This window comes from Pandoraea sp. SD6-2 (assembly GCF_000389825.1).
Classification (GTDB): Bacteria; Pseudomonadota; Gammaproteobacteria; order Burkholderiales; family Burkholderiaceae; genus Pandoraea; species Pandoraea communis.
On sequence record NZ_KB944440.1, the window covers coordinates 1 to 23316 of the forward strand.

The following is a 23316-nucleotide window of genomic DNA, read 5'->3' on the forward strand; positions in this document are numbered from 1 at the left end:
GTGCACGCGGCTGCGTAGTGCTATTCGCGCCATGTCAACCCGTTCCCGACGATGTCTGTATGCGTAAAAGCACGACCGGGGTATGTCGAACAACTCACACAACATTGCTACCGATACGCCGTCGCCGAACTGGTCGATTATTTCGTACGTTCTATCCCTTCCGACATCAGCAGCGCAGTAGCTTTTTTTAAAATGGTCTTCTCCCTCTCGAGGCGTTCAACCCGCGCTTCCAGCTCCTGGATGCGCTGCTGCTCTGGCGTCATTGCAGGACTCTGAGGCGTGATGCCGTGGCGTTCCTGATGCAATTGTTGAACCCAGCGACGCAGAACCGATTCCGCAACGCCGACCGACCGGCTGGCATCGACGTGGCTATAGCTCTGGTCGAGGACCAGCGACGCAGCACTGCGCTTGAACTCAGGGGAAAACGTACGACGTTGCTTGCTCATCAGACACCTCTTCATGGCGAGTATTCTCGCCTAAATTGGTGTCCGGGGAAATTAGACCACTACACTCGCGGTGTGGGAAGCCGGTGCTCGCTTCGGTATCCCCTCCGGCAACGGTCTCGACACCAGCCCCAACGCTAACCTCACGGGACACGGCGCTTCGACCGCTCCGTACCCTCCGACTCCGTACCCCCCGGGCAGCTAGGCGCTGCCTACCTCTGATTCATCGCCCGAACTTGCACGTGACACGTCATCGCCCCCCCAACGACGGATCGGGGCCCCTTTCCGCCTCTCAGACATAAACCCAACTCGCTGCAGAAAGGGGCCCCAATCCGTCTCTCCCGATTCCCTCCGTTTCTTGTCCTTTCTCTCTCGCTTTTTCATAAGCTAATGACTAAGGTTTCTTTGCCCTCCATCCACCATGTCTGTAAATTCCTATCGTGCTGATAATTTGATAGGAATTTGCTGTGAACGGTTTCAAGGAAGTCAACTGGAAAGGCGTCGCCAAACGCGCCGCATTGGGCCTCACCGTCTGGCTCGCCGCCCAAGCCGCCGTCTCCACGGCTATCGCTGCAACCACCAAAGCTGACGCCCCGGTTGTCGCACTGCCTTCCGTGAACGGTGACCTCACCGGTACCCTCAAGAAGATCCACGACACAGGCCTTATTACCCTCGGCTACCGCGAAGCCGCCATTCCGTTCGCCTATGTCAACGATAAGGGCAAGCCCGTCGGCTATACGATGGATCTCTGCTACGCCGTTGTCGATGCAGTGAAGACGGCCCTCAATATGCCCAATCTTCGCGTGCGTGAAATGTCCGTCACCCCCCAGAACCGCATTCCCCTCGTGAAGAACGGTACGGTGGACCTGGACTGCGCGCCCAATACGATCACACCGGAACGCGCCGAACAGGTCGGCTTCAGTCATCCTTACTATGTTTCAGAGGTTCGCCTGCTGGTGAACAAGAAGGACAACATCCGGGGACTGGATGACCTCAAGGGCCAAAATCTCGTGGCGTCGGCCGGCTCCACCGGTGAACGCCTAGCCCGTCTTCAAGCCGAGAAGGGCGGCTTCCGCGTGATCCCCGCCCGCGATCACGGCGAATCGATGATGACCCTCGAAACCGGTCGCGCCAAAGCCTTCGCGCTCGACGACGTGCTGCTTGCCGGCCTGCGGGCAACCGCGCGCGAACCGGGCGACTTTGCCATTGTTGGAGCGCCCCTGGAAACGGAACTCAACGCCCTGATGCTGCGTCGCGATGATTCGCAATTCAAACGTTTTGTCGACACGACGCTCGCACATGTGTTCAGTTCCGGCGAGATTCGCCGCATTCAGCGCAAGTGGTTCCAACAACCCATCCCCCCGCGTAACGTCAACCTGAACCTCGAACCGAGCAAGGAAGTGATCGAGGTCTGGCATAAGGGGTCCCAAGTGACCGAGTGACGCGCCCCTGAGGCGCGGGCGGCATGAGATGTCCGCCGCGTCCGCCCCCACTGGCGGCCCCAAGCCCGCCTATATTGATATGGGCGGGCTTTTTTTGTTTACACGTTGTTTACACGCCCTTTACCCCTTTTGTCCCCGTCTTTACGCGTCGATCCGTATCTTTCACTGCACGGCTGGCATGCGCATGCGAGGGCGCGTCGCGTCCGTGGCACGCCGGCCGCCACACGATAGGGAGTTGTCATGGACTGGTTATATCTCGGCGTCATCGCGGTGTTCGCTGCCACGACCGTCGGCTTTGTCGCGTTCTGCGCGTCGGTAGGGGGGCAGCAATGACAGCCATGTACTGGCTGAGCGGCGGACTCACGCTCGCGCTGCTCGTTTATCTCGTCTACGCGCTGTTCAAGCCGGAGGACTTAGCATGACACTCAACGCCTGGATCCAGCTCGGCATCTTCCTCGTCGTGCTGCTGGTGCTGGCGCGCCCGCTCGGTCGTTTCATGGCCGACGTACTCGCCGGCGAATCTCGCGTGAACCGCTGGTTCGCGCCGCTGGAACGCGGGCTGTACCGCCTTTGCGGTATCGATCCCGAAAAGGAAATGCACTGGCGCGCCTACGCGCTTGCACTGATCGGCTTCAATGCCCTCGGCGCGTTAGCGGTCTACGCGCTGCAACGCTGGCAAGTCTGGCTGCCGCTCAACCCCCAAGGGTTCGGGGCCGTCTCGCCCGATTCGTCGATGAACACGGCCGTGAGCTTCGTGGCAAACACGAACTGGCAAGGCTACTCCGGCGAATCGACCATGAGTTATCTGACGCAGATGCTCGGTCTGGCCGTCCAGAACTTCATGTCGGCCGCCACGGGTATCGCCGTGGTCATCGCACTCATTCGTGGCTTCGCTCGCCACACAGCACAGACGATCGGCAATTTCTGGGTCGATATGACTCGCATCACGCTCTACATTCTGGTGCCGCTGTCGGTGGTTATCGCCGCCGCTTTCATGAGCCAGGGCGTGATCCAGAATTTCGACGCCTATAAGGACGTGGCCACGCTGCAGGCCACGCACTACGACAACCCGGTGCTCGGCCCGGACGGTCAGCCGAAGGTCGACGCTGCAGGCAAGCCGGTGACAACGCCCGCCGTGACGCAGACGCAAACGCTGCCGATGGGGCCGGTCGCCTCGCAGGAAGCGATCAAGATGCTCGGCACGAACGGTGGCGGCTTCTTCAACGCGAACTCGGCTCACCCGTATGAGAACCCGACGCCACTCTCGAATTTCCTGCAGATCCTCGCGATCTTCCTGATCCCGGCGGCGCTGTGCACTACGTTTGGACGCATGGTCGGCGATCGTCGTCAGGGCCTCGCGATTCTCGCCGCCATGACGATTGCTTTCTCGATTGCAGCGGTCGCTACGGTGTCTGCCGAGCAAGCCGGCAATCCGGTTTTGACAACGCTCGGCGCCGACCAGCAAGTGAGCGCCACGCAGGCCGGCGGCAATATGGAAGGCAAGGAGACACGCTTCGGTATCGTCGCGTCGGGCATTTTTGCGACGGTAACGACGGCCGCGTCGTGCGGTGCCGTCAACGCCATGCACGACTCGCTCACGCCGCTGGGCGGCATGGTGCCGATGTTGCTGATGCAGTTGGGTGAAGTGGTGTTCGGTGGGGTCGGCTCGGGTCTGTACGGCATGCTCGTCTTCGCGATGCTCGCGGTGTTCGTGGCCGGGTTGATGATCGGTCGCACGCCGGAATACCTCGGCAAGAAGATCGAGGCGTTCGAGATGAAGATGGTCGCCGTCGCCGTGCTCATGACGCCGTTGCTCGTGCTGTGTGGTACCGCGCTAGCGGTGCTCGTCGCGGCGGGGCAGGCAGGTGTTGCAAACCCCGGCACACACGGCTTCTCGGAAATCCTCTATGCCTATAGCTCGGCAGCGAACAACAACGGCAGCGCATTTGCCGGTCTGTCGGCCAACACGCCGTTCTACAACAGCACGCTGGCGATCGCGATGTGGTTCGGCCGCTTCTGGGTGATCGTGCCGGTGCTGGCGATAGCCGGTGCACTCGCACGCAAGAAGCGCATTGCCGCCACGTCGGGCACGTTGCCCACGCATGGCCCGCTGTTTGTCGTGCTGCTGCTCGGCACGGTGCTGCTGGTGGGCGCGCTCACCTACATCCCGGCACTTGCACTCGGTCCCGTCGCCGAACATCTGGCGATGATCGGTGCGCATTGAATAATGAAGTGAGGCATTCGAGGCACTCATGAATCAAACCTCAGGAAATACTGTCACCCGGCCGGCAGGCGAAGGGCACGCATCGGCCACCAAGTCGATGTTCGACCCCGCCATCGTGAAGCCGGCCATCGTCGACTCGTTCCGCAAGCTGCACCCGATCACCCAGGCCAAGAATCCGGTGATGTTCGTGGTGTATGTCGGCAGCCTGCTCACGACCGTGCTCTTCGGCATGGCCGTCGCAGGTCACGCCGAGGCGAGCGCGCCGTTCATCCTCGCGATCACGCTCTGGCTGTGGTTCACGGTGCTGTTCGCGAACTTCGCAGAAGCACTGGCGGAAGGCCGCAGCAAAGCGCAGGCCGCATCGCTGCGTCAGGCAAAGAAGAACGTGCCGGCCAAGCAACTGCGCGCCGCCCGTCGTGACGCGGAATGTCTGGTGATCGATAGCGCCAGCCTGCGTCGCGGTGACTTCGTACTGGTCGAAGCCGGCGACGTGATTCCGGCCGACGGCGATGTGGTGGAGGGCGTGGCATCGGTCGACGAATCGGCCATCACGGGGGAGTCTGCCCCGGTGATCCGCGAGTCGGGCGGTGATTTCTCTGCCGTGACCGGTGGCACGCGGGTGCTCTCGGACTGGATCGTCATGAAGGTGACGGTCAATCCGGGGGAAGCGTTCCTCGATCGTATGATCGCGATGGTCGAAGGCGCGAAGCGTCAGAAGACGCCGAACGAAATCGCCCTCACGATCCTGCTCGTCGCGCTCACGCTGGTGCTGCTGCTCGCCACCGCTACGCTGCTGCCGTATTCGATCTACAGCGTGTTCGTCATGCAGGCGGGGCGTCCGGTCACGATTACGGTGCTCGTCGCGCTGCTGGTGTGTCTGATTCCGACGACCATCGGCGGGCTGCTCTCTGCCATCGGTGTGGCAGGGATGAGCCGGATGATGCAGGCGAATGTGATCGCCACGTCGGGCCGCGCCGTGGAAGCGGCAGGCGACGTCGACGTGCTGCTGCTCGACAAGACCGGCACGATCACGCTGGGCAACCGTCAGGCGTCGCAGTTCGTGCCCGCACCGGGTGTGGATGAGCGCGCGCTGGCCGATGCCGCGCAACTCGCGTCGCTGGCCGACGAAACGCCGGAAGGCCGCAGCATCGCGGTGCTCGCCAAGCAACGCTTCAATTTGCGCGAGCGCGAAATGAGCGGCCTGCACGCTATCTTTATCCCGTTCACCGCGCAAACGCGTATGAGCGGTGTGGATCTGGTCGACAAGCAGATTCGCAAGGGCGCGGCCGACGCGGTCAAGCGTTATGTGGAATCGGCCGGTGGCCTGTGGCCGGTCGCGCTGGCCACTTCGGTGGACGAGATCGCACGCCGCGGCAGCACGCCGCTGGTGGTAGCCGAGCAAGACGCGCAAGGCGCTCGCGCGTTGGGTGTGATCGAGTTGAAGGACGTGGTCAAGGGCGGTATCAAGGAGCGATTCGCCGAGCTGCGCCAGATGGGCATCACGACGCTGATGGTCACGGGCGATAACCGCCTCACGGCTGCCGCCATCGCGGCCGAAGCCGGTGTTGACGATTTCCTCGCCGAAGCGACGCCGGAAGCCAAGCTTGCGACGATCCGCAAGTATCAGGCCGAAGGCAAGCTCGTGGCGATGACCGGCGACGGCACGAACGATGCCCCGGCGCTCGCGCAGGCCGACGTGGCCGTGGCGATGAACTCGGGCACGCAAGCCGCGAAAGAGGCCGGCAATATGGTCGACCTGGATTCGAACCCGACCAAGCTGATCGAGATCGTCGAGATCGGCAAGCAGATGCTGATGACGCGCGGCAGTCTCACCACGTTCTCGATCGCGAACGATGTGGCGAAGTATTTCGCGATCATTCCGGCCGCATTCGCCACCACGTACCCGCAACTCGACGCGCTCAACGTGATGCGTCTGGCGAGCCCGTCGTCGGCGATTCTGTCGGCGGTGATCTTCAACGCGCTGATCATCGTGGTGCTGATTCCGCTGGCGCTCAAGGGCGTGAAGTACCGCCCGCTCGGGGCCGCGACGCTACTGCGCCGTAACCTCGTGATTTACGGTCTGGGCGGGATTCTGGTGCCGTTCGTAGGTATCAAGGCCATCGACATGATCATCGCCGCGATGGGTTGGGCCTGATTACGGGCTTCCGGGCGCGTTTGCCCACAGGGGCCGCGCGTCCGGGCCTCATTGCTGAAACTCTAAGGAATAGACGTCATGAAATCCCTCTTGCGCCCGATGCTGAGCCTGTTCGTCGTGCTCTCGGTCATCACGGGGCTGGTGTATCCGCTGGTCGTGGCCGGCATCGGCCGGGCGGCGTTCTCGCGCGAAGCCACCGGTAGCCTGATCTACAAGGACGGCCGTGCCGTTGGCTCGTCGCTGATCGGCCAGAACTTCGACGAACCGAAGTACTTCTGGGGGCGTCTGTCGGCCACGGCGCCAATGCCCAATAGCGGCGCGGCTTCGGGCGGCTCTAATTTCGGCCCGCTCAATCCCGCCCTCGCCGACGCCGTGAAGGCCCGCATCGCCGCGCTGCGCGACGCCGACCCGAGCGCCACGCTGCCGGTGCCCGCCGATCTGGTGACGGCGTCCGCCAGCGGCCTCGATCCGCAAATCAGCCCGGCGGCCGCAGACTATCAGGTCGCTCGCGTGGCCAAGGCGCGTGGCCTCGCGCCCGATGCCGTGCGCTCGCTCGTGGCACGCTACACCGAAGGCCGCCAATGGGGCATTTTCGGAGAGACACGGGTGAATGTTCTGAAGCTCAACCTCGCGCTGGACGGACTCGCACCCGGTAGCGTCTGAAAAGGGCATCCGCTGACGGGGTGGGCCGGTGAATCGCTGGTCTTGCCCGACGGCCTGCGGTAGATTGGCGGCACGCCCCGGCGCGTGCCGCTTTTTGCATCGCCGGGTGACCGGTGATTTGATTCTTGCCACGCCATATGGCGTGGCTCGCGCCTTCATAGTGGACTGATCCGATGGCTGGCATGGAACGCCCCGATCCCGACGAATTGCTCGACAAGCTGCAACGCGACGAAGCGCGTGGCCAGCGTGGCCGGCTGAAGATTTTCTTCGGTGCGTCTGCGGGGGTCGGCAAGACGTTTGCGATGTTGCAGGCGGCACGCAAGCTCAGCGACGAGGGCACCGACGTCGTCGTCGGTGTGCTGGAGACGCATGGCCGCGAAGAAACGGCGCGCTTGTTGGACGGGCTGGAAACCCTGCCGCAGAAGGCGGTCGAGTACCGTGGCCGTGTACTGCGGGAATTCGATCTCGACGGCATGCTTGCACGCAAACCGGCCGTGGCGCTAGTGGATGAACTGGCCCATGCGAATGTGCCGGGCGAGCGCCACATGAAGCGTTGGCAGGACGTGCAGGAGCTGCTCGATGCCGGCATCGACGTGTACACCACACTCAACGTGCAGCATTTGGAGCGGTTCAACGACGTAGTCGGTCAGATCACCGGCATTCGCGTATGGGAGACGGTGCCCGATCGCATCTTCGATCTTGCCGACGAGGTGAAACTGGTCGATCTGCCGCCAGACGAACTGCTTGAGCGAATGCGTGAGGGCAAGGTGTACATGGCAGCGCAGGCCGAGCGCGCCGTGCGCAATTTTTTCCGCAAGGGCAACCTGATTGCCTTGCGCGAACTGGCGCTGCGCCGCACCGCCGATCGTGTCGACGCGCAGATGCGCGAATACCGCGCCGATCAGTCGATCAGTCAGGTCTGGCAGGCACGTGAGCGGCTGCTCGTCGCCATTGGACCGGGGCCGGAAGGTGTGGCGCTAGTGCGTTCGGCCGCGCGGCTGGCGGCAAGCCTGCGTGCCGACTGGCTGGCCGTACACGTGGAAACCCCAGCGATGCTGCGGCAATCGCCGGCGCGTCGCGAAAGCACGTATGCAACGCTCAAGCTCGCGCAAGAACTCGGCGCGGAAACCCTCACGCTCGACGGCGCGCAAGCCGCTACCACGCTGCTGGCCTATGCGCAGATGCGCAATGTCTCGAAGCTGGTGGTCGGGGCAAGTGGCGCGCGGCGTTGGTGGACCGCGCGCACGCCGCTGCATGAGCAACTGTTGCGGCTCGCGCGTGGCGTCGATGTCGTACTGATCGGGCCAGCCGCTGGCGACTCGGCAGCAGACAAGCGCGTCGTGCGCGGAGACTGGCGCGACTGGTTCGAGACGGCGCCGGAGTTGGAACTGGTCGGCGGTCCGTGGCGCGCTTATGCGTGGGCCGTCGGTATCTGCGGCGGCGTGTCGCTCGTTGCGGCGGAACTCACGTCGTTCCTCGATCTGGCCAATATCGCGATGCTGTATCTGCTCGGCGTGATCGTCGCCGCCATGCGGCTGGGTCGCGGGCCGGGCGTACTCGCTTCGTTTCTGTCTGTGTTGGCGTTCGACTTTTTCTTCGTCCCGCCGAAGATGTCGTTGTCGGTGTCGGATACTCAGTATCTTCTGACGTTCGCCGTCATGCTGACCGTAGCGCTCGTCATCAGCCATCTGACAACAAGCCTGCGCTTTCAGGCGCGGCTGGCCACGTGGCGTGAGCGTCGTACGGGCGCGGTGTATGCCATGGCCCGCGAACTGGCGGCGGCGCTCACGACGCCACAGATCGTGGAGATCGGCTCGCGCCACGTGCGCGAAGTGTTTCAGGCGCGTGTGGCGCTATTGTTGCCGGACAGCCAGGGCAGCGTGCGTCAGCCGGTGGAGAACGCGCGGGCAGAGACCATGCCTGCCCATATCGACACCGACGTTGCACAGTGGGTCTACGATCGTCAGCAGGCGGCTGGGCAGGGCACGAACACGTTGCCGGCATCCGACGCCTACTATCTGCCGCTACGCGCCCCCATGCGCACGCGCGGCGTGCTGGTGGTTGCGCCGGAGCCGGACGGGGGCGGCGCCATCGACACGCCGGAGCAGCAACGTCTGCTCGATACGTTCGCCGCACAAATCGCTCTGGCGCTAGAGCGCGTGCATTACGTCGAGATCGCGCAGGATGCACTGGTGACGATGGAGTCGGAGCGGCTGCGCAATTCCTTGCTCTCAGCGATCTCGCACGACCTGCGCACGCCGCTCACATCCATTGTGGGTTTCGCGAGTATGCTCAGTCGCAATGCACAGACACCCGGCCCGCTGCGCACCGAACTCGTCGATGCCATTCACGAGGAAGCGCAGCGCATGACCGGTCTCGTGACCAATTTGCTCGACATGGCGAAGTTGCAAGCGGGCGGGGTGCAACTCAACCGTCAGTGGCAGATGCTCGAGGAGGTGGTCGGCACATCGCTGCGCGCCAGCCGCCGGGTGCTTGCCGGGCATGTGGTCACGACCCAACTGCCCGCCGACCTGCCGCTACTGCGCTTCGACGCCGTGCTGCTCGAACGACTATTCACCAACTTGCTGGAGAATGCGGCGAAGTACTCGCCCGCAGGTTCCCATATCGAAATTGCTGCGCGCGTGCACGGCGACGACGTTGAAGTGAGTGTGAGCGATGATGGTCCCGGCCTGCCTCCGGGCATGGAGGGCCGTATCTTCGAGAAGTTCATGCGAGGTGAGAAGGAGTCTGCCAAGCCCGGTATCGGACTCGGGCTGGCGATTTGCCGCGCCATTGTCGAGGCGCATGGCGGTAAAATTCATGCCACCAATGTGCCCGATGGTCACGGTGCCCGGTTCGTCTTTACGTTGCCGGTGGAGACGCCGCCGGTGGCCCCGGACGCGCCCGAAGGCGTCGGCGAGGACGAGTCGAATATGACCGAGATGAAAGACGTGAGGCCCACGAGGGACGAAGGCTCGCCGTCGCCCCGCTCTCCGGACCCCAACGCGACACAAGAACATGAGTGAACCCACCATCACCATCGTGGTGATTGAAGACGAACGACAGATTCGACGCTTTCTACGCACCTCCCTGGAGGCCGAAGGCATGGTCGTGCATGAGGCGGAAGCCGGACGGCAGGGCATGGTCGAGGCCGCCACACGCAAGCCCGATCTGCTCATCGTTGATCTGGGCCTGCCGGATATCGACGGCGTAGAGGTCATCCGGGAAGTGCGAAGCTGGACTGACATGCCGATCATCGTGCTGTCCGCCCGCAATGAGGAAGCCGAGAAGGTGGTGGCGCTCGACGTGGGTGCCGACGATTACCTGACCAAGCCGTTCGGGGTGTCGGAACTGCTCGCACGAATTCGCGCGCAATTGCGGCGGCACCATCGTGGCGGCAACTCGGAGACGCTCGATGAGGCGTTTTCGTTCGGCGATATCCATATCGATCTCGCAAGACGCAAGGTCACGCGTGCGGGCGAGCCTGTCCACCTCACGCCGATCGAATACCGGCTGCTGGTCACGCTGGTACGGCATGCGGGGCGCGTACTGACGCATCGGCAATTGCTCAAGGAAGTGTGGGGCCCTTCGCATGTAGAGAGCAACCACTACCTGCGCATCTATATGGGGCACCTGCGCCAGAAGCTGGAGGCCGATCCGGCTCAGCCTCAGCACATCCTGACCGAGACGGGCGTCGGTTACCGGCTTGAGGTCGAGGCGATCGGGTGACCAACTGACCGGCAACCGGATGATGCTCGCCCGCCAGTGCTTGGCGGCACGGTAGCGCGCCACTCAATGCCCCTGTGATAGGTGAGGCCTACGGCGATAAGGCGCTGGCTTTGTTAAAATCGCGGTGTTCCGTCCGGCGTGTCTGGCGATCTCCCTTGCGGTGAGGTGCCGAGCTGCGGTTACGCGACGTCGGCGCTGCGCCATTTCATTCGACATCCGATGGAACCCATTGCCAGGACGGCCTGGCAATCGGCTCGCTTTTCTTCCGGGGACGACCCCGATTTTTTCATCGGAGTCAGTCATGGCCTGGATCCTTCTCGTCTTTGCCGGTTTGCTCGAAGTGGCATGGGCCGTTGGCCTGAAGTACACGCAAGGTTTTTCGCGTCTTGTGCCATCGGTCTTCACGATTGCGGCTATGGTCGGCAGCGTCTGGCTGCTGGCGCTCGCCGTTCGTTCCCTGCCATTGGGTACCGCGTATGCCATTTGGACCGGCATCGGCGCCGTCGGCGCTTTCGTCCTGGGCATCGTGCTCTTCGGGGAGTCGGCGTCTGCGGCCCGCATCGCCAGCGTGACGTTGATTCTGGCGGGGCTCGTCGGGCTGAAGCTGACGGCAGCCTGAGGGCGCGCCCGGGCTGGCTCGGACCGAACCATATCCTCAACTTTCGGCACCGGTGGTGCGTTGCCGTAACGCGCGGCATAATGGCGCCGTAGCGGTCGAATTACCTTTCGGTGGCAGTCCGGCGGCAAGGGAGCGTCTCCGGTCTTTACCGGTCACTTCAGTCCGGATGGCGTGGGGGTAATGCGTCTTGCCGGTTGGCCGCTATCGCGTCGGTGGTCTGAGGCGCGTGATCGTGCGACGCCGTCATGTCGGCGGCAGCGAGGTCACCATGCTTGAATCGATTGCGTTGGGCGCAGGGCTGTCGTGGGGCAGCGGTCTGCGGTTGTACCTGACGGTGTTCTGCGCGGGACTGGCGGCGCGTCTGGGCTGGTTGCATCTGCCGCCGTCGCTGATGGTGCTGACGTCGACGTGGGTGATTGCCACGGCCGGTGTGCTGGCTGTCATCGAGTTCTTCGCCGACAAAATCCCTTTCGTCGATAGTGCCTGGGACGCGGTGCATACCTTCATCCGCATTCCTGCCGGGATCGTGCTGGGGGCGGCGGCGCTGGGACAGATGGACCCGACGGTCACGGTGCTGGCCGGTCTGACGGGCGGTGCGCTGGCGGGAACGGCGCATCTGGCCAAAGCGGGTAGCCGCGCGCTGATCAACACGTCGCCGGAACCTTTCTCCAATGTTGCGGCCTCAGCCGGCGAAGATATCTCCACGGTGGGCGGACTGGCGCTTGCGTTTTTCCTTCCCGCCGTTTTTCTCGTAATGTTGCTGGTCTTCGTCGTGCTGGCGTGGTGGTGGCTGCCCCGCGTCTGGCGCGGGTGGCGCTCGTTGCTGGCGCGGGTCAAAGGATAGAGGAACGATGGGGTTCACTGAGGTTGCCCGCCAGGCATGGCGGATGTTCCTGCGCGACTGGCGCGCGGGCGAGCTGCATCTGCTTCTCGTTGCGTTGTTGCTGGCGGTCGGCGCACTCTCCAGCGTAGGTTTTCTCTCGGATCGGATGCAGGGTGGGCTCGAGCGTGACGCGCGGCAGATGCTTGCCGCCGATCTCGTCGTTCGCAGCGACGCCCCGTTGTCATCCGAATTCACCCGTCAGGCGCAAGCCGACGGGCTGGCGATGGCCGTCGTCGCCAATTTTCCCAGCATGGCCAGTGCCATTGCGCAAAGCGGACAGGTCGGCGCGAGCCGTCTATCGTCGCTCAAGGCCGTCAGTGACGGCTATCCCTTGCGCGGGCGCGTGCGTACCGCACCCGATGCGGGCGGCGACACGCCGGATGCTCCCGCCGCCGGTATTCCCGCGCCGGGCACGGTCTGGGTCGATGCCGCATTGCTCGACGCCCTGCATGTCAAACCCGGCGAGTCCATTCGTGTGGGCAATCGGACATTGCGCATCGCGGCTGTCATTACGCGCGAGATGGATCGTGGCTATGGCTTCGGATCGCTGGCGCCGCGCGTCATGATGCGCTTCGACGAACTGCCGTCGACGGGCCTCGTGCAGTTCGGCAGCCGCATCACTTATCGCCTGTTGTTGGCGGGAACAGACGCTCAGGTTGGCAAGTTCGCGGCGTGGGCGCGTCCCGCGGCCGAACAGGCGCGTGGCGTGCATCTCGAATCGCTGGAAGAAGGGCAGCCGCAGGTGCGTCAGACGCTCGATCGCGCCGAACGATTCCTGTCGCTGGTCGCATTGCTCGCTGCCGTGCTGGCGGCGGTGGCCGTGGGCATCGCCTCGCGTCGTTACAGCGAGCGCCATCTCGACGCTTGTGCCGTGATGCGTTGTCTGGGACTTTCGCGCCGCGCCCTGCGCGGCATGGTGACGATCGAATTCATCGGACTGGGTCTGCTTGGCGGCGTATTGGGCGTCGCGCTTGGCTATGCGGCGCATTGGGCGCTGCTGGCGCAGTTGGGGGACGTGATACCGGCGGGGCTGCCCGCGCCGACGTGGCGTCCGGCGCTTTTCGGCCTGACGAGTGCGATGGTTATGCTGCTGGGATTCGCTTTGCCGCCGTTGCTCCCGCTGTCGGAGGTCGCACCGCTGCATGTGCTGCGTCGCGACGTGGTGGGAGGTGCCCGACGGCAAGGATGGCTGGCGTATGGCGCGAGCGCGCTCGCCTTCGGCGCACTGTTGCTGTTCGCCGCACGAGACCTGCGCCTCGGCGCGATGGTGGCCGGTGGTTTCGTTGCCGGCGCAGTCGTGTTCGGCGTGCTCGCATGGCTTGCCATTCGCGTGCTGGCGGCCTGGGCACGGCGCCCAGGTGCCGCAGGCGGGGCGATGGGCGGTATCGGATGGCGCTATGCGGTGGCGGGCCTGCGCCGTCGTGGCCTCGGCAGTGCCTTGCAGGTGGTGGCGCTCGGGCTTGGCCTGATGGCGCTGCTGCTGCTTGCCGTCACGCGAAACGATCTGGTCGCGGGCTGGCGTCAGTCGAGTCCGCCGGATGCGCCGAACCGCTTCGTCATCGATATCCAGCCTGGACAGGATGCACCGGTGCTCTCGCAACTGCGCGCGGCGGGGCTGCCTGATGTACAACTCTCCCCGATGATTCGCGCGCGTCTGACTGCCATCAACGGCAAACCCGTGACGGGCGAGCGCTACACGGAAGAGCGAGCGCGGCGTCTGGCCGAGCGCGAGTTCAACCTGTCGTACACAACCGGGTTGCCCGACGGAAATCGCGTGACGGCCGGGCAGTGGTACGGCGACGCGACGACGCCGCAGATTTCGATGGAAGAAGGCATCGCGAAGACGCTGGGTCTGAAGCTCGGCGATACGCTTCGCTTCGAAGTCACGGGACAGACCATCGACGCGCCGATCACGAGCCTGCGCAAGCTGGACTGGGGCTCGATGCGCGTGAATTTCTTCGTGGTGATGCCGCCCGCCGCGCTGCGCGATTTCCCGATGACCTGGATCACCTCGTTCCATCTCGAGCCGAAGCAGCAGCGCGTGGCCGACGCGTTGGTGCGCGATTTTCCCAACGTGACGGTGATCGACACAGGCGCGTTGCTCGCACAGATCCAACAGATTCTGTCGCAAGTGATCGATGCGGTGCAGGCACTCTTTCTCTTCACGCTCGCCGCAGGCGTGCTGGTCTTGTACGCCGCGCTTGCCGGCACGCGCGACGAACGGATGCGCGAGAGCGGTATTCTGCGCGCGCTGGGGGCCTCGTCGCGGCAACTGCGCGACGTGCATCTGGCGGAGCTGGTAACGGTTGGCGCGCTGGCCGGACTGCTGGCCGCGCTGGGGGCCGGTGCACTCGGCTGGGCACTGGCGCGTTACGTCTTCGAGTTCGCGCTGAACTTCAATCCGTGGCTGCCGGTGCTGGGCGTTGGTGCCGGCGTGCTATGTGCGCTGGCCGGCGGATGGAGTGGCCTGCGCGCCGTGCTGCGCCAGTCGGCGCTGCGCACGCTGCGCGAAGTCTGACGCACGCGAGGGGCGCGGCATTGTGCCGCGCCCGGGCGGATGACCGACGATGGCAGACGTTGTGGGCCTCGGGCACAATAGCGGTCATGACGACCGAAAACACCCCTCAAACCTCTCAGGCAGACGACACGCAGGATACGCCTGCGCAACCGACGGCCTTTTCCCTGCTCGGCGGCGAGGATCGCGTACGCGAGCTTGTCGACCGTTTCTACGATTTGATGGACCTGGAATCGGAGTTCGCCGGCATTCGCAGCATGCATCCAGAGGCGCTTGGCGGGTCGCGCGATAAGCTCTTCTGGTTCCTGTGCGGGTGGCTGGGCGGCCCTAACCACTACATCGAACGATTCGGGCATCCCATGCTGCGCGCTCGCCATCTGCCGTTCCCGATTGCGACGAGCGAGCGCGACCAATGGCTGCGCTGCATGGCGTGGGCCATGCAGGACATCGGCGTGGAAGCGTCGTTGCAGGAGCGGCTCATGCAGGCGTTTCATGGCACTGCCGATTGGATGCGTAACCGGGCCGGTTAATCGCACTGCCGTGTCAACCGACGGTTAGGTGAAGCCCTATGGGCGTGTGTCGGAAGGGCGGACTCGCCCTTCCTGCGCCGCACACGAGCGTCACGGCGTTGAGGGGGCATGCGTGAGCAGGGCGCTGAAACGCAATGCTCACGCGCGTGGCTTACGGTTGTGGACTCTCCGTTCGTGCCGGGGTCTCCGGCGCATCGTGAAACTCGTCGTCCGAAGCGTCCGAAACGTCCGAAACGTCGATGACGGCATCGAAGAATTCGTCATCGTCGCCAGAAGCCAGGGACGCGGTGTCCACGATATCCGCGTTATTGGATTGGACTGACGGCTGTGCTGCGTTTCCGTTCGGCACTCGCGGAACGACCGTGACGCCATCCAGTATGTAGTCCACGGTCGGTCGGGGCGCCATATGCACGTAGGCCTGATCGTCTTCCAGCACAACAAAGTTCACACCGGCCTCTGCCGCGACGATTCTATCCATTGACGCTCGCCTTTCACGACCGTCAACGATCGTTCCCAACACTCGGTTTTGCACGAAGTCGGCGGCCGTCGCCACACCGTCGGCGATCGCGGTGCTTGCATCTTCATTCGCAGCGTCTTTCAGCCATGTGGGCACGGATATGCCCAACGACTCGAGCAATGGCGCGGCACCGTTGTGCACGGCGCCGAACACCAGCGGACCGTTGGTGGCGGCCATGTTCAGCGCTCCACCGTATTCTTGCAGTGCGTTGCTACCCATCCAATGCCCTATCGTCTGGAAGACATTCGTATCACGAATGTCGGTGCCCGGGATGTCGGGCGAGTTGTTGAATTTCGTGACGGCAAGGATCAGGTTCGCAATCTGTACGGTGGCTGAAATGGCATGAAGCGGAATATCGACATACTCTTTCCAATCGTGGTCCATCGTGGCGACGGCAACACCCAGCGCCGTGGTCTTGGCGATGACGTTGACGACATGGCCGACGAGGGCAGCATTGCGCGCGCCGCGATGCGTTTGCACGGTGCTCTGAAACTCTTCCCAACGCCCCGCCATCAGATCCTTGGGCGCTTCCGGCATGGTGATTTGCACCTGGGCGTTTCTACCCGCGTTCGCGGTGTAGAAGACTTGAGGGACGTGAGTGGGCTGAATGGAGGGCGAGGTATTACCTATCGTCATGAGAATCTCCCGGAGATGAGCTGGCGTTAGATCGTGGCGAGAAAGCGTTCGGCGTCGGCGCCGACGTCGGCATAGGCCGCGTTTTCCCGGGAGGTCTCGAGGGCGTGCAAGGCCAGGTCGCGCGCGAGCGCAGCGTCGCCCAGCTTCGCCAGGCACTGGGCGCAAATCAGCATGGGTTGGGGGGGCGTCGGGCGTGAACATCGACACCGTGCCGAGCGGCGCGATGGCGAGTGCGTATTCTTCTCGCGCGAAGTGCGCATAACCGATCAGCTTGTTTACGCTGATGTCCAGCGGACGTTCCTTGAGGAGTGGATAGAGCCGATGGAGCGCCGCTTCGTAATCGGCGGCGTTGTAGGCGTCGCGCGCTTCCTGATAGCGCAGGGTGGCAGTGTCGATGGGCGCTGAGCGCGCAGGCCCGGTGACGCCGCAGCGGGGGGGCTGGGGGGTGTATCGCGTGGAGTGCATGAGAGTGGCTTTCCGGTTTGCATCGTTTCGGATTGATGAGCACGCAGGGGGTGCTCGGACGAATGTTATGGTCGACGCCATAACCGTCTCTTTCGAATCGTGGACAACAATGTCGTCTGCCCTCTATGCGTCAACGTATTGGGAAAAACGGGGTGTCACGCGCCCCGCGTATGCCCAATTTGACGACGTTGGGCCAATGCTGTGAAACCTTTGCACGGTGGCGGCACCGGCGGTGTCCGCTACAACGAAGACATGCCCGTAAGCACGCAACGACCGTACCGGCGCTTCGGCGCCGGATTGTCTCTTGTCACGAATGCGTAGTTCGCGCGACGATAGAGCGTTAAATAAGGAGACGCCCCATGACTACCGAAGCCCTCTTTCGCCAAGATGCCTATCTGCGCCAGTGCGAGGCGCGCATCACGCATATCGACGAGACCGGGATCATGCTCGATCGCACCGTGTTCTATCCACTGGGCGGTGGGCAAGCGGGAGATGCAGGGGGCTTCGTCCTTGCGGATGGCACAAGACTGACCATTGCCGACACGCGCAAGTCGAAGCAAGAGGGCGCGACGCCCGACGACGCGGTGCATGTGCCCGCCGAGGGGCAGGAGGACTGGCTGGCGCGTGTGTCCGTTGGCGACACTGTGCGTGCCGAAATCGACTGGGAGCGGCGCTTCCGCCATATGCGTCTTCATACGGCGTCGCATCTGATGTGCGCCGTGCTGCCGCATCCGGTCGACGGGTGCAGCATTACGACGGAGTACGCGCGACTCGACTTCGTCACGAACGAGCCGATCGAACGCGAGACCGTCGAAGCGGGATTGGCGGCGTTGGTGGCGGCGGCACGGCCGGTGGCCATCGACAGCATTAGCGACGAGGAGATGGCTGCGCGTCCCGAACTGGTGCGCACGATGAGCGTGAAGCCGCCGGTGGGGCTGGGACGTGTGCGCCTGGTGCGCATCGAGGGGATCGATCTGCAACCTTGCGGTGGTACGCATGTGGCCAACACGGCGGAGATTGGTGCGTTGCGCGTGGCCAAGATCGAGAAGAAGACCTCACGCACGCGCCGGGTGGTGTTGGCATTCGCCTGAGTCTGGCATCATGCGAGCCATCCCCTCCTGTTCTCTCCCCGTATCAGGACTATTGATGGCGACTCCGGCAGCAGACATTTCTCCGCAAGCACAACCCTGGCAAGCCGTGCTCGATTTCTGGTTCGGCACCCCGGATTCTCCGGAGTACGGCCTGTCGCGCCCCGAGTGGTTTCGTAAATCGGAGGCGTTCGATGAAGAGATACGTACCCGCTTTGGTGCGCTGCATGCCCGGGCGCTCGCTGGGGAATTGGCAGACTGGGCGCAGGCGCCGATCGGTGCCTGCGCGCTGATCGTGGTGCTCGATCAGTTTTCCCGCAATCTGTTCCGGCATCAGGCGAAAGCGTTTGCGGGCGATGCGCTCGCGTTGGCCGTCGCGCGCCGTTTGGTAGCGGCCGGCGGCGATCAGCGTTTGCCAACCGCGCAGCATCGCGTGTTTGTCTATCTGCCGTTCGAACACGACGAATCGCTGGAGAGTCAGCATCTCTCGCTCGCGTTGTACGAGCAACTGGCGAAGGTGTCGGGGCTGGTCGATAACCTCGATTACGCGCGCAAACACGCGGTTATCATCGAGCGTTTCGGACGCTACCCGCATCGCAATGCGGCATTGGGGCGTGCCTCGACGCCGGAGGAAATCGCTTTTCTGAAGGCGCCGGGTTCGTCGTTCTGACGACGACCGGCGTTGCGCTCAGGCCCGGCGGCGCTGCCGCCATTGGATCGCGTAGTATCCGATGACATAAGCGAGCAGACTGCCGACGACGGCACAGGCGGTGAGGCCTGCCGCCAGATACAGCGTCGCGGTGCCGAAGTCGAAATGCTTCAATTGGGACCAGAGGCTCTCGCTGGCCCGCGCGGCGGCGGCCACCGTTGCCTCGATCTCCGCTTGTGGCGACCAATCGAACATCCAGCGGCCCAGACGATGCGCCCCCAGGTAGACGAAGGGCGCCGTCAGCGGATTGGTCACCAGCGTGCCGGCAGCAGCGACGAAGAGGTTCCCGCGTAGCAACGCCGCCACGAGAATGGCCACCAGCATCTGACCAAACGGAATCAGAATCCCGAAAAATACGCCGCACGCCAGTCCGATGGCCACGCCACGCGGTGTGGGCTGCCACAAGCTACGGCGCAGCAGCAGGCCGGCATGCGGGCGCAGCCAGCGTGAGCGCAGCAGCCGCATTGGGCGAAGCATCTTTAACATCATGGGCAGGTTGCTCGTCGAGGAATGTGTTGACCCAGGCGGGCGTGAGGCAGTGGCGTGTGTGAATTACCCGCACGCAACGGATGTCTGAGTGCTGCGTGCCAAAGGAGTTCAATGGCGAGGCGAGGGGACGCTGTGCGCGATGGCCTGGTTTGGCAGGCCTAACGGCTGAATAACGGCAGGATAACGGCCGGGAGAGGGGAATGCTGGCGCTGCGCAGCGGAGGTGCTGCGCAGCGATCACGCCGATACGCTCAGACTTGCGTACGCTGATGCGCCCAGCGATCGACTTGCGACGGTTTGAAGTGTCGCATTGTCTCGAGCAGCGTCTCGGGCGATGCGGCGACTTGCAACTGATCGAGCTGCGCGCCCTTGAGGAACTGTTCCGTCACCATCGATTGGAGGAACACCATCAGCGGGTCGTAATACTGCTCGACGTTGAGCAGACCGATCGGTTTTGCGTGGTAACCGATTTGCAGCCACGTGAAGACTTCGAACAGTTCTTCGCACGTGCCGATGCCACCCGGCATGGCGATGAAGGCATCCGACAGGTCGGCCATCATCTGCTTGCGCTGGTGCATGTTCTCGACGACGTGCAACTGCGTCAGCCCGGTGTGACCGACTTCCTTTTCCATCAGCGCTTTCGGAATGATGCCGACGACCTGACCGCCATGGGCCAGCACGGCGTCGGCGATGATGCCCATCAGCCCAACCTTGCCTCCGCCGTACACGAGGCGAATGCCGGCTTCGGCCATGCGACGGCCCAGCTCACGTGCTGCCTCGGCATACGCGGGACGCACGCCCGTGGCGGCGCCGCAATAGATACAAATGGATTTGACTTCTGACGACATGCTTTACTGCGCTCCCTTGGATGCTGATGCCTTGCGCGCCATTTCATCGTACATCGCGCGCGCGTGGCCCTTCAGATAGGGCGCCATTTGCGAGAGGATGTGATAGCTCGCCTGATGCAGCCCGGCGCCGATTTCTTCCGGATCGTTGTATTTGCGCGGGTTCATCACGAATTGATAGGACAGCCAGTACGTGGAAAGCACCACCATGTTGGTGGTTACCACGTCAATCTGCTCCGGCGTGATCTCCATTTCCCCGTCGGCTACGAGCAGGTCGCACATCTCGCGTGCGAAACGCCGTTTGTGGCCCACGATTTGCTTGAAGTGTGTCTCGAGCGTTCGATTGCGCGCGAGCAGATCGTTCAGGTCGCGATAAAGAAACCGGAAGCGCCACAGAAATTCGGACATGTACTGGAGGTACGTTCCGACTTCGTCAAGGTCTGGCTTGTGGTCGTCAGGCAGCCGCAGTCGCCGTTCGATTTCCTGTTCGAACTGCGCAAAGATGCTGTTGATGATGTCGTCTTTGTTGCGGAAGTGATAGTACAGATTGCCGGGGCTGATTTTCATCTCCTCGGCAATCGTGGTGGTCGTTACATTCGGTTCACCGATTTCGTTGAAGAGTCGTAGCGACACTTCAAGAATTCGTTCGCGGGTTCGGCGTGGCGGCTTTGCTTCCATGTCTGTCGGCCCCGGTTAGCGGCAAGCTTGGCGAAGGATGTTCTCCGCTTGCGTCTATCAGTTGAATATCGAGTATACGGCGACCGATTATACCCGGCAGCCGCGTACTGCCAAGCATGGGGGAGGGGGCCCGGAGCGATATCAGAAAAGCGCCGTACGTACCAGAGCGACGATGACGGGCCCGGCGAGCGAGACCCAGGTGAGCAGGCAAAATCCGAGTGCGACGAGGACCGCCGCACTCCCGAAATCCTTCGCGCGCTTGGAGAGTTCGTGCCGTTCGAGCGAAATGCGGTCGATGGCGGCTTCGATGCTGGAGTTGACCAGTTCGATGATGAGCACGAGCAGAACCGAACCAATGAGCAGTACGCGCTCGACGGCGGTGACGTGCAGGAAGATTGCTGCCGGCAGGAGGATGGCGGCGAGCGCCAGTTCCTGCCGGAAAGCGCTCTCTTCGAACACGGCGAACTTGAAGCCGGACAGGGAGTACTTCAGGGCGCGCCAGGCGCGCATGATGCCCCGGTTGCCCTTGTACGGATTCGGCTGTTTGTCGCGTGGCGGCGGGTGATCGATGAACAAGCGTCAGGTTCCTCGCCGCAACGGGCTCTGGAGGTGGATCAGATCGCGGGCGCGAGCGACGGCTCGGGCTTGCGCGGATGCAGATGCGAGACGAACTCTTCGGATGCTGCCTGCCACGAGAACCGCTCAGCCCAGGCCCGTGCGCTTGTGCGCGAGACTTTCAGCGCGTCGAGGCAGGCTTCGCGCAAATCCTCCCGCAGTGCGCCGGCGTCGCCTTCGGGACAGCCGTCGAGCACGTCGATCGGGCCGGTCACCGGATAGGCCGCCACCGGCAGGCCGCAGGCCATCGCTTCGAGCAGCACGAGACCGAAAGTATCGGTGCGGCTCGGGAAGACGAACACGTCGGCCGACGCATAGACCTTCGCCAGCTCAGGCTGTGAGAGCATGCCGAGGTAATTCACGTCGGGGTAGCGCGAGCGGAGTTCGGCCAGTTGCGGCCCTTCGCCCGCGACCCACTTCGAGCCCGGCAGATCCAGCTTCAGGAAGGCTTCGATGTTCTTCTCCACGGCAACGCGTCCCACGTAGAGGAAAATCGGATGTGCTGAATTTAGCACATGTGAATCCTGCACACGGAAGATGTCGAGGTCGACGCCGCGCGTCCACAGCACCACATTCCGGAAGCCGTTCGCTTCAAGGTCGCGCTTGACCACAGGCGTCGGCGCCATCACGGCACGCGATGGCTTGTGAAACCAGCGCAAAAAGCGATAGGTGGTGTTCAGCGGAAGGCCGAAACGCGCCTGCACGTACTCGGGAAAGCGCGTGTGGTACGCCGTGGTGAACGGGAAGTCGTTCCGTATTGCCCATTTGCGTGCGGCCATGCCGAGCGGGCCCTCGGTGGCGATGTGAAGGGCGTCCGGGCCGAATTCCTCGATGCGGCGCGACACGCGGCCGCCGACGAAGAACGCAAGGCGAATTTCCGGATAGGTCGGGCACGGTATGGTGCGGAATTCCTGAGGCGTGAGCAGCTCGACGCGATGGCCTGCGGCTTCCAACTGTGCGCGCGTGTTCTTCAACGTGCGAACCACGCCGTTGATTTGCGGATCCCAGGCGTCGGTGATGATCATGATTTTCATCGGGCGCTCCTTCGCGCACATGGTGCGCATCGGTGACACACGCGCAGCCGCGCGTGAGGGGGGGCGCACGCGCGGCAATACTCTGCCGTGTGTGCGAACAGGGTTATCGACCCGGTCTCGCTCGAATGGCCGCGATCACGGGGTTGAGGGAGCAGACAATGCCCGTACAGTCCGGTCAGGCGCTGACCGGCGCGGCTTTCACGCTGGCTTGCACGCGGCGCTTTTGCGTCCAGTGGACGATACGAAGTTCGCCTTCCGTCGTCTCGACGAGTGCGGAAAGACTTTCGACCCAGTCGCCGTCGTTGCAGTAGAGCAGGCCGTCGATCTCACGAATCTCGGGCTTGTGGATGTGACCGCACACGACGCCGTCGCAACCGCGCCGCCGTGCCTCGTCGGCCATGACATTTTCGAACGCGGAGATGAAGTTCACGGCATTTTTCACCTGATGCTTCAGGTACTGCGACAGCGACCAGTACGGGAAGCCGAAGCGCGTGCGCACGCGATTGAACCAGCGATTGAGCAGCAGCGTGAGCGTGTAGAGCGAGTCACCCAGATACGCGAGCCACTTGGCGTGCTGAATGACGCCGTCGAACAGATCGCCGTGTGTGATCCACAGGCGCTTGCCCGAGAGCGTGGTATGAAACGCCTCGTCGCGCACTGCAATGTCACCGAACGCCAGTCCGCAAAACTGACGCGCCGCCTCGTCGTGATTACCGGGGACGTAAATCACCTGCGTGCCCTTGCGTGCGCGGCGCAGCATCTTCTGCACGACATCGTTGTGTGCCTGCGGCCAGTGCCAGCCTTTGCGCAGATGCCAACCGTCGATGATGTCGCCGACCAGATACAGGTAGTCGGACTCGTGGTGGCGCAGGAAGTCGAGCAGGTATTCCGCCTGGCAGCCTTGCGTGCCGAGGTGAATGTCCGAGAGCCAGATCGTGCGGTAGCGGGTGATGCCTTCGGGGGGCGGGTCGAGCGGATCGGGGGTGTCGGGCGGCAGATCGATCGTGGAGGGCGGCGTGGCGGGGGGGCTGGCGGGCG

At 63.4% G+C, this 23316-nt stretch carries 19 protein-coding genes and 2 pseudogenes; 13 read left to right on the forward strand and 8 right to left on the reverse strand.

Annotated features, from left to right (window positions below):
• Positions 1 to 446 (reverse strand): annotated as a pseudogene (locus C266_RS28070) (transposase); the annotation flags it as partial.
• 464 nt (positions 447 to 910) lie between these two features.
• Here C266_RS28070 and C266_RS12245 point away from each other — a divergent pair.
• The 11 genes from C266_RS12245 to C266_RS12290 all read left to right on the forward strand — a co-directional run bounded on the left by C266_RS12245 (position 911) and on the right by C266_RS12290 (position 15203).
• The gene (locus C266_RS12245) at positions 911 to 1885 is read left to right on the forward strand and encodes an amino acid ABC transporter substrate-binding protein (RefSeq protein ID WP_010806574.1); all 975 of its coding nucleotides are present in this window, start codon (positions 911 to 913) and stop codon (positions 1883 to 1885) included.
• Between the two features lie 329 nt (positions 1886 to 2214).
• Positions 2215 to 2307 carry a K(+)-transporting ATPase subunit F gene (kdpF, locus tag C266_RS26830; RefSeq protein ID WP_064675054.1) on the forward strand — a complete coding sequence of 31 codons (93 nt, stop codon included), beginning with the start codon at positions 2215 to 2217 and terminating at the stop codon, positions 2305 to 2307.
• A gap of 74 nt (positions 2308 to 2381) precedes the next feature.
• On the forward strand, positions 2382 to 4109 hold the full coding sequence (gene kdpA, locus C266_RS12250) for a potassium-transporting ATPase subunit KdpA (RefSeq protein WP_371257069.1): 1728 nt from the start codon (positions 2382 to 2384) through the stop codon (positions 4107 to 4109).
• A gap of 28 nt (positions 4110 to 4137) precedes the next feature.
• Entirely contained in the window at positions 4138 to 6264 is a 2127-nt protein-coding gene (kdpB, locus tag C266_RS12255) for a potassium-transporting ATPase subunit KdpB (RefSeq protein ID WP_051126271.1), read from the forward strand.
• 78 nt (positions 6265 to 6342) lie between these two features.
• Complete coding sequence (kdpC, locus tag C266_RS12260) at positions 6343 to 6927, forward strand: potassium-transporting ATPase subunit KdpC (protein WP_010806577.1); 585 nt, start codon at positions 6343 to 6345, stop codon at positions 6925 to 6927.
• Between the two features lie 182 nt (positions 6928 to 7109).
• The gene (locus C266_RS12265) at positions 7110 to 9953 is read left to right on the forward strand and encodes a sensor histidine kinase KdpD (protein WP_036662783.1); all 2844 of its coding nucleotides are present in this window, start codon (positions 7110 to 7112) and stop codon (positions 9951 to 9953) included.
• Positions 9946 to 10656, forward strand: coding sequence for a two-component system response regulator KdpE (gene kdpE, locus C266_RS12270; protein WP_010806579.1), 711 nt, complete (start codon positions 9946 to 9948; stop codon positions 10654 to 10656). Before C266_RS12265 ends, kdpE begins: the two co-directional genes overlap by 8 nt.
• A 301-nt stretch (positions 10657 to 10957) precedes the next feature.
• Positions 10958 to 11275: a quaternary ammonium compound efflux SMR transporter SugE gene (sugE, locus tag C266_RS12275; RefSeq protein ID WP_010806580.1), complete on the forward strand. Its 318-nt coding sequence runs from the start codon at positions 10958 to 10960 to the stop codon at positions 11273 to 11275.
• Between the two features lie 268 nt (positions 11276 to 11543).
• Positions 11544 to 12119 (forward strand): DUF4126 domain-containing protein, encoded by a 576-nt coding sequence (locus C266_RS12280; RefSeq protein WP_036662784.1) that lies wholly within the window; start codon positions 11544 to 11546, stop codon positions 12117 to 12119.
• Between the two features lie 7 nt (positions 12120 to 12126).
• Positions 12127 to 14676 carry an ABC transporter permease gene (locus C266_RS12285; protein ID WP_010806582.1) on the forward strand — a complete coding sequence of 850 codons (2550 nt, stop codon included), beginning with the start codon at positions 12127 to 12129 and terminating at the stop codon, positions 14674 to 14676.
• 86 nt (positions 14677 to 14762) lie between these two features.
• A complete protein-coding gene (locus C266_RS12290) occupies positions 14763 to 15203 on the forward strand; it encodes a group II truncated hemoglobin (RefSeq protein WP_010806583.1) in 441 nt (146 codons plus the stop codon).
• Between the two features lie 151 nt (positions 15204 to 15354).
• Here C266_RS12290 and C266_RS27450 read toward each other — a convergent pair whose 3' ends face one another.
• Complete coding sequence (locus C266_RS27450) at positions 15355 to 16902, reverse strand: tetratricopeptide repeat protein (RefSeq protein ID WP_144265807.1); 1548 nt, start codon at positions 16900 to 16902, stop codon at positions 15355 to 15357.
• Between the two features lie 278 nt (positions 16903 to 17180).
• Here C266_RS27450 and C266_RS12310 point away from each other — a divergent pair, with 278 nt between their 5' ends.
• Positions 17181 to 17912, forward strand: coding sequence for an alanyl-tRNA editing protein (locus tag C266_RS12310; protein ID WP_010806586.1), 732 nt, complete (start codon positions 17181 to 17183; stop codon positions 17910 to 17912).
• A gap of 55 nt (positions 17913 to 17967) precedes the next feature.
• Positions 17968 to 18579, forward strand: coding sequence for a DUF924 family protein (locus C266_RS12315; RefSeq protein WP_010806587.1), 612 nt, complete (start codon positions 17968 to 17970; stop codon positions 18577 to 18579).
• Positions 18580 to 18597: 18 nt separating this feature from the next.
• Here C266_RS12315 and C266_RS26185 read toward each other — a convergent pair whose 3' ends face one another.
• The 6 genes and pseudogenes from C266_RS26185 to C266_RS12345 form a co-directional block, all read right to left on the reverse strand.
• A complete protein-coding gene (locus tag C266_RS26185) occupies positions 18598 to 19095 on the reverse strand; it encodes a DUF2062 domain-containing protein (RefSeq protein WP_168162907.1) in 498 nt (165 codons plus the stop codon).
• A 262-nt stretch (positions 19096 to 19357) separates the two neighbouring features.
• On the reverse strand, positions 19358 to 19954 hold the full coding sequence (locus C266_RS12325) for a TIGR00730 family Rossman fold protein (RefSeq protein WP_010806589.1): 597 nt from the start codon (positions 19952 to 19954) through the stop codon (positions 19358 to 19360).
• 3 nt (positions 19955 to 19957) lie between these two features.
• The gene (locus C266_RS12330; RefSeq protein ID WP_036662779.1) at positions 19958 to 20629 is read right to left on the reverse strand and encodes a TetR/AcrR family transcriptional regulator; all 672 of its coding nucleotides are present in this window, start codon (positions 20627 to 20629) and stop codon (positions 19958 to 19960) included.
• Positions 20630 to 20770: 141 nt separating this feature from the next.
• Positions 20771 to 21166, reverse strand: a pseudogene (locus C266_RS12335) (diacylglycerol kinase); the annotation flags it as partial.
• Between the two features lie 77 nt (positions 21167 to 21243).
• Positions 21244 to 22278 carry a glycosyltransferase family 1 protein gene (locus tag C266_RS12340; protein ID WP_010806592.1) on the reverse strand — a complete coding sequence of 345 codons (1035 nt, stop codon included), beginning with the start codon at positions 22276 to 22278 and terminating at the stop codon, positions 21244 to 21246.
• 175 nt (positions 22279 to 22453) lie between these two features.
• A partial coding sequence (locus C266_RS12345; RefSeq protein ID WP_010806593.1) for a UDP-2,3-diacylglucosamine diphosphatase occupies positions 22454 to 23316 on the reverse strand: 863 nt, incomplete at its 5' end.

Bases quoted from the DNA above. Each gene is read 5' to 3' on its own strand.
- kdpF (WP_064675054.1), top strand. From the start codon at position 2,215: ATGACAGCCATGTACTGGCTGAGCGGCGGACTCACGCTCGCGCTGCTC.
- kdpA (WP_371257069.1), top strand. From the start codon at position 2,382: ATGGCCGACGTACTCGCCGGCGAATCTCGCGTGAACCGCTGGTTCGCG.
- kdpB (WP_051126271.1), top strand. From the start codon at position 4,138: ATGAATCAAACCTCAGGAAATACTGTCACCCGGCCGGCAGGCGAAGGG.
- kdpC (WP_010806577.1), top strand. From the start codon at position 6,343: ATGAAATCCCTCTTGCGCCCGATGCTGAGCCTGTTCGTCGTGCTCTCG.
- C266_RS12265 (WP_036662783.1), top strand. From the start codon at position 7,110: ATGGAACGCCCCGATCCCGACGAATTGCTCGACAAGCTGCAACGCGAC.
- kdpE (WP_010806579.1), top strand. From the start codon at position 9,946: ATGAGTGAACCCACCATCACCATCGTGGTGATTGAAGACGAACGACAG.
- sugE (WP_010806580.1), top strand. From the start codon at position 10,958: ATGGCCTGGATCCTTCTCGTCTTTGCCGGTTTGCTCGAAGTGGCATGG.
- C266_RS12280 (WP_036662784.1), top strand. From the start codon at position 11,544: ATGCTTGAATCGATTGCGTTGGGCGCAGGGCTGTCGTGGGGCAGCGGT.
- C266_RS12285 (WP_010806582.1), top strand. From the start codon at position 12,127: ATGGGGTTCACTGAGGTTGCCCGCCAGGCATGGCGGATGTTCCTGCGC.
- C266_RS12290 (WP_010806583.1), top strand. From the start codon at position 14,763: ATGACGACCGAAAACACCCCTCAAACCTCTCAGGCAGACGACACGCAG.
- C266_RS27450 (WP_144265807.1), bottom strand. From the start codon at position 16,902: ATGGCGTCGACCATAACATTCGTCCGAGCACCCCCTGCGTGCTCATCA.
- C266_RS12310 (WP_010806586.1), top strand. From the start codon at position 17,181: ATGACTACCGAAGCCCTCTTTCGCCAAGATGCCTATCTGCGCCAGTGC.
- C266_RS12315 (WP_010806587.1), top strand. From the start codon at position 17,968: ATGGCGACTCCGGCAGCAGACATTTCTCCGCAAGCACAACCCTGGCAA.
- C266_RS26185 (WP_168162907.1), bottom strand. From the start codon at position 19,095: ATGCTTCGCCCAATGCGGCTGCTGCGCTCACGCTGGCTGCGCCCGCAT.
- C266_RS12325 (WP_010806589.1), bottom strand. From the start codon at position 19,954: ATGTCGTCAGAAGTCAAATCCATTTGTATCTATTGCGGCGCCGCCACG.
- C266_RS12330 (WP_036662779.1), bottom strand. From the start codon at position 20,629: ATGGAAGCAAAGCCGCCACGCCGAACCCGCGAACGAATTCTTGAAGTG.
- C266_RS12340 (WP_010806592.1), bottom strand. From the start codon at position 22,278: ATGAAAATCATGATCATCACCGACGCCTGGGATCCGCAAATCAACGGC.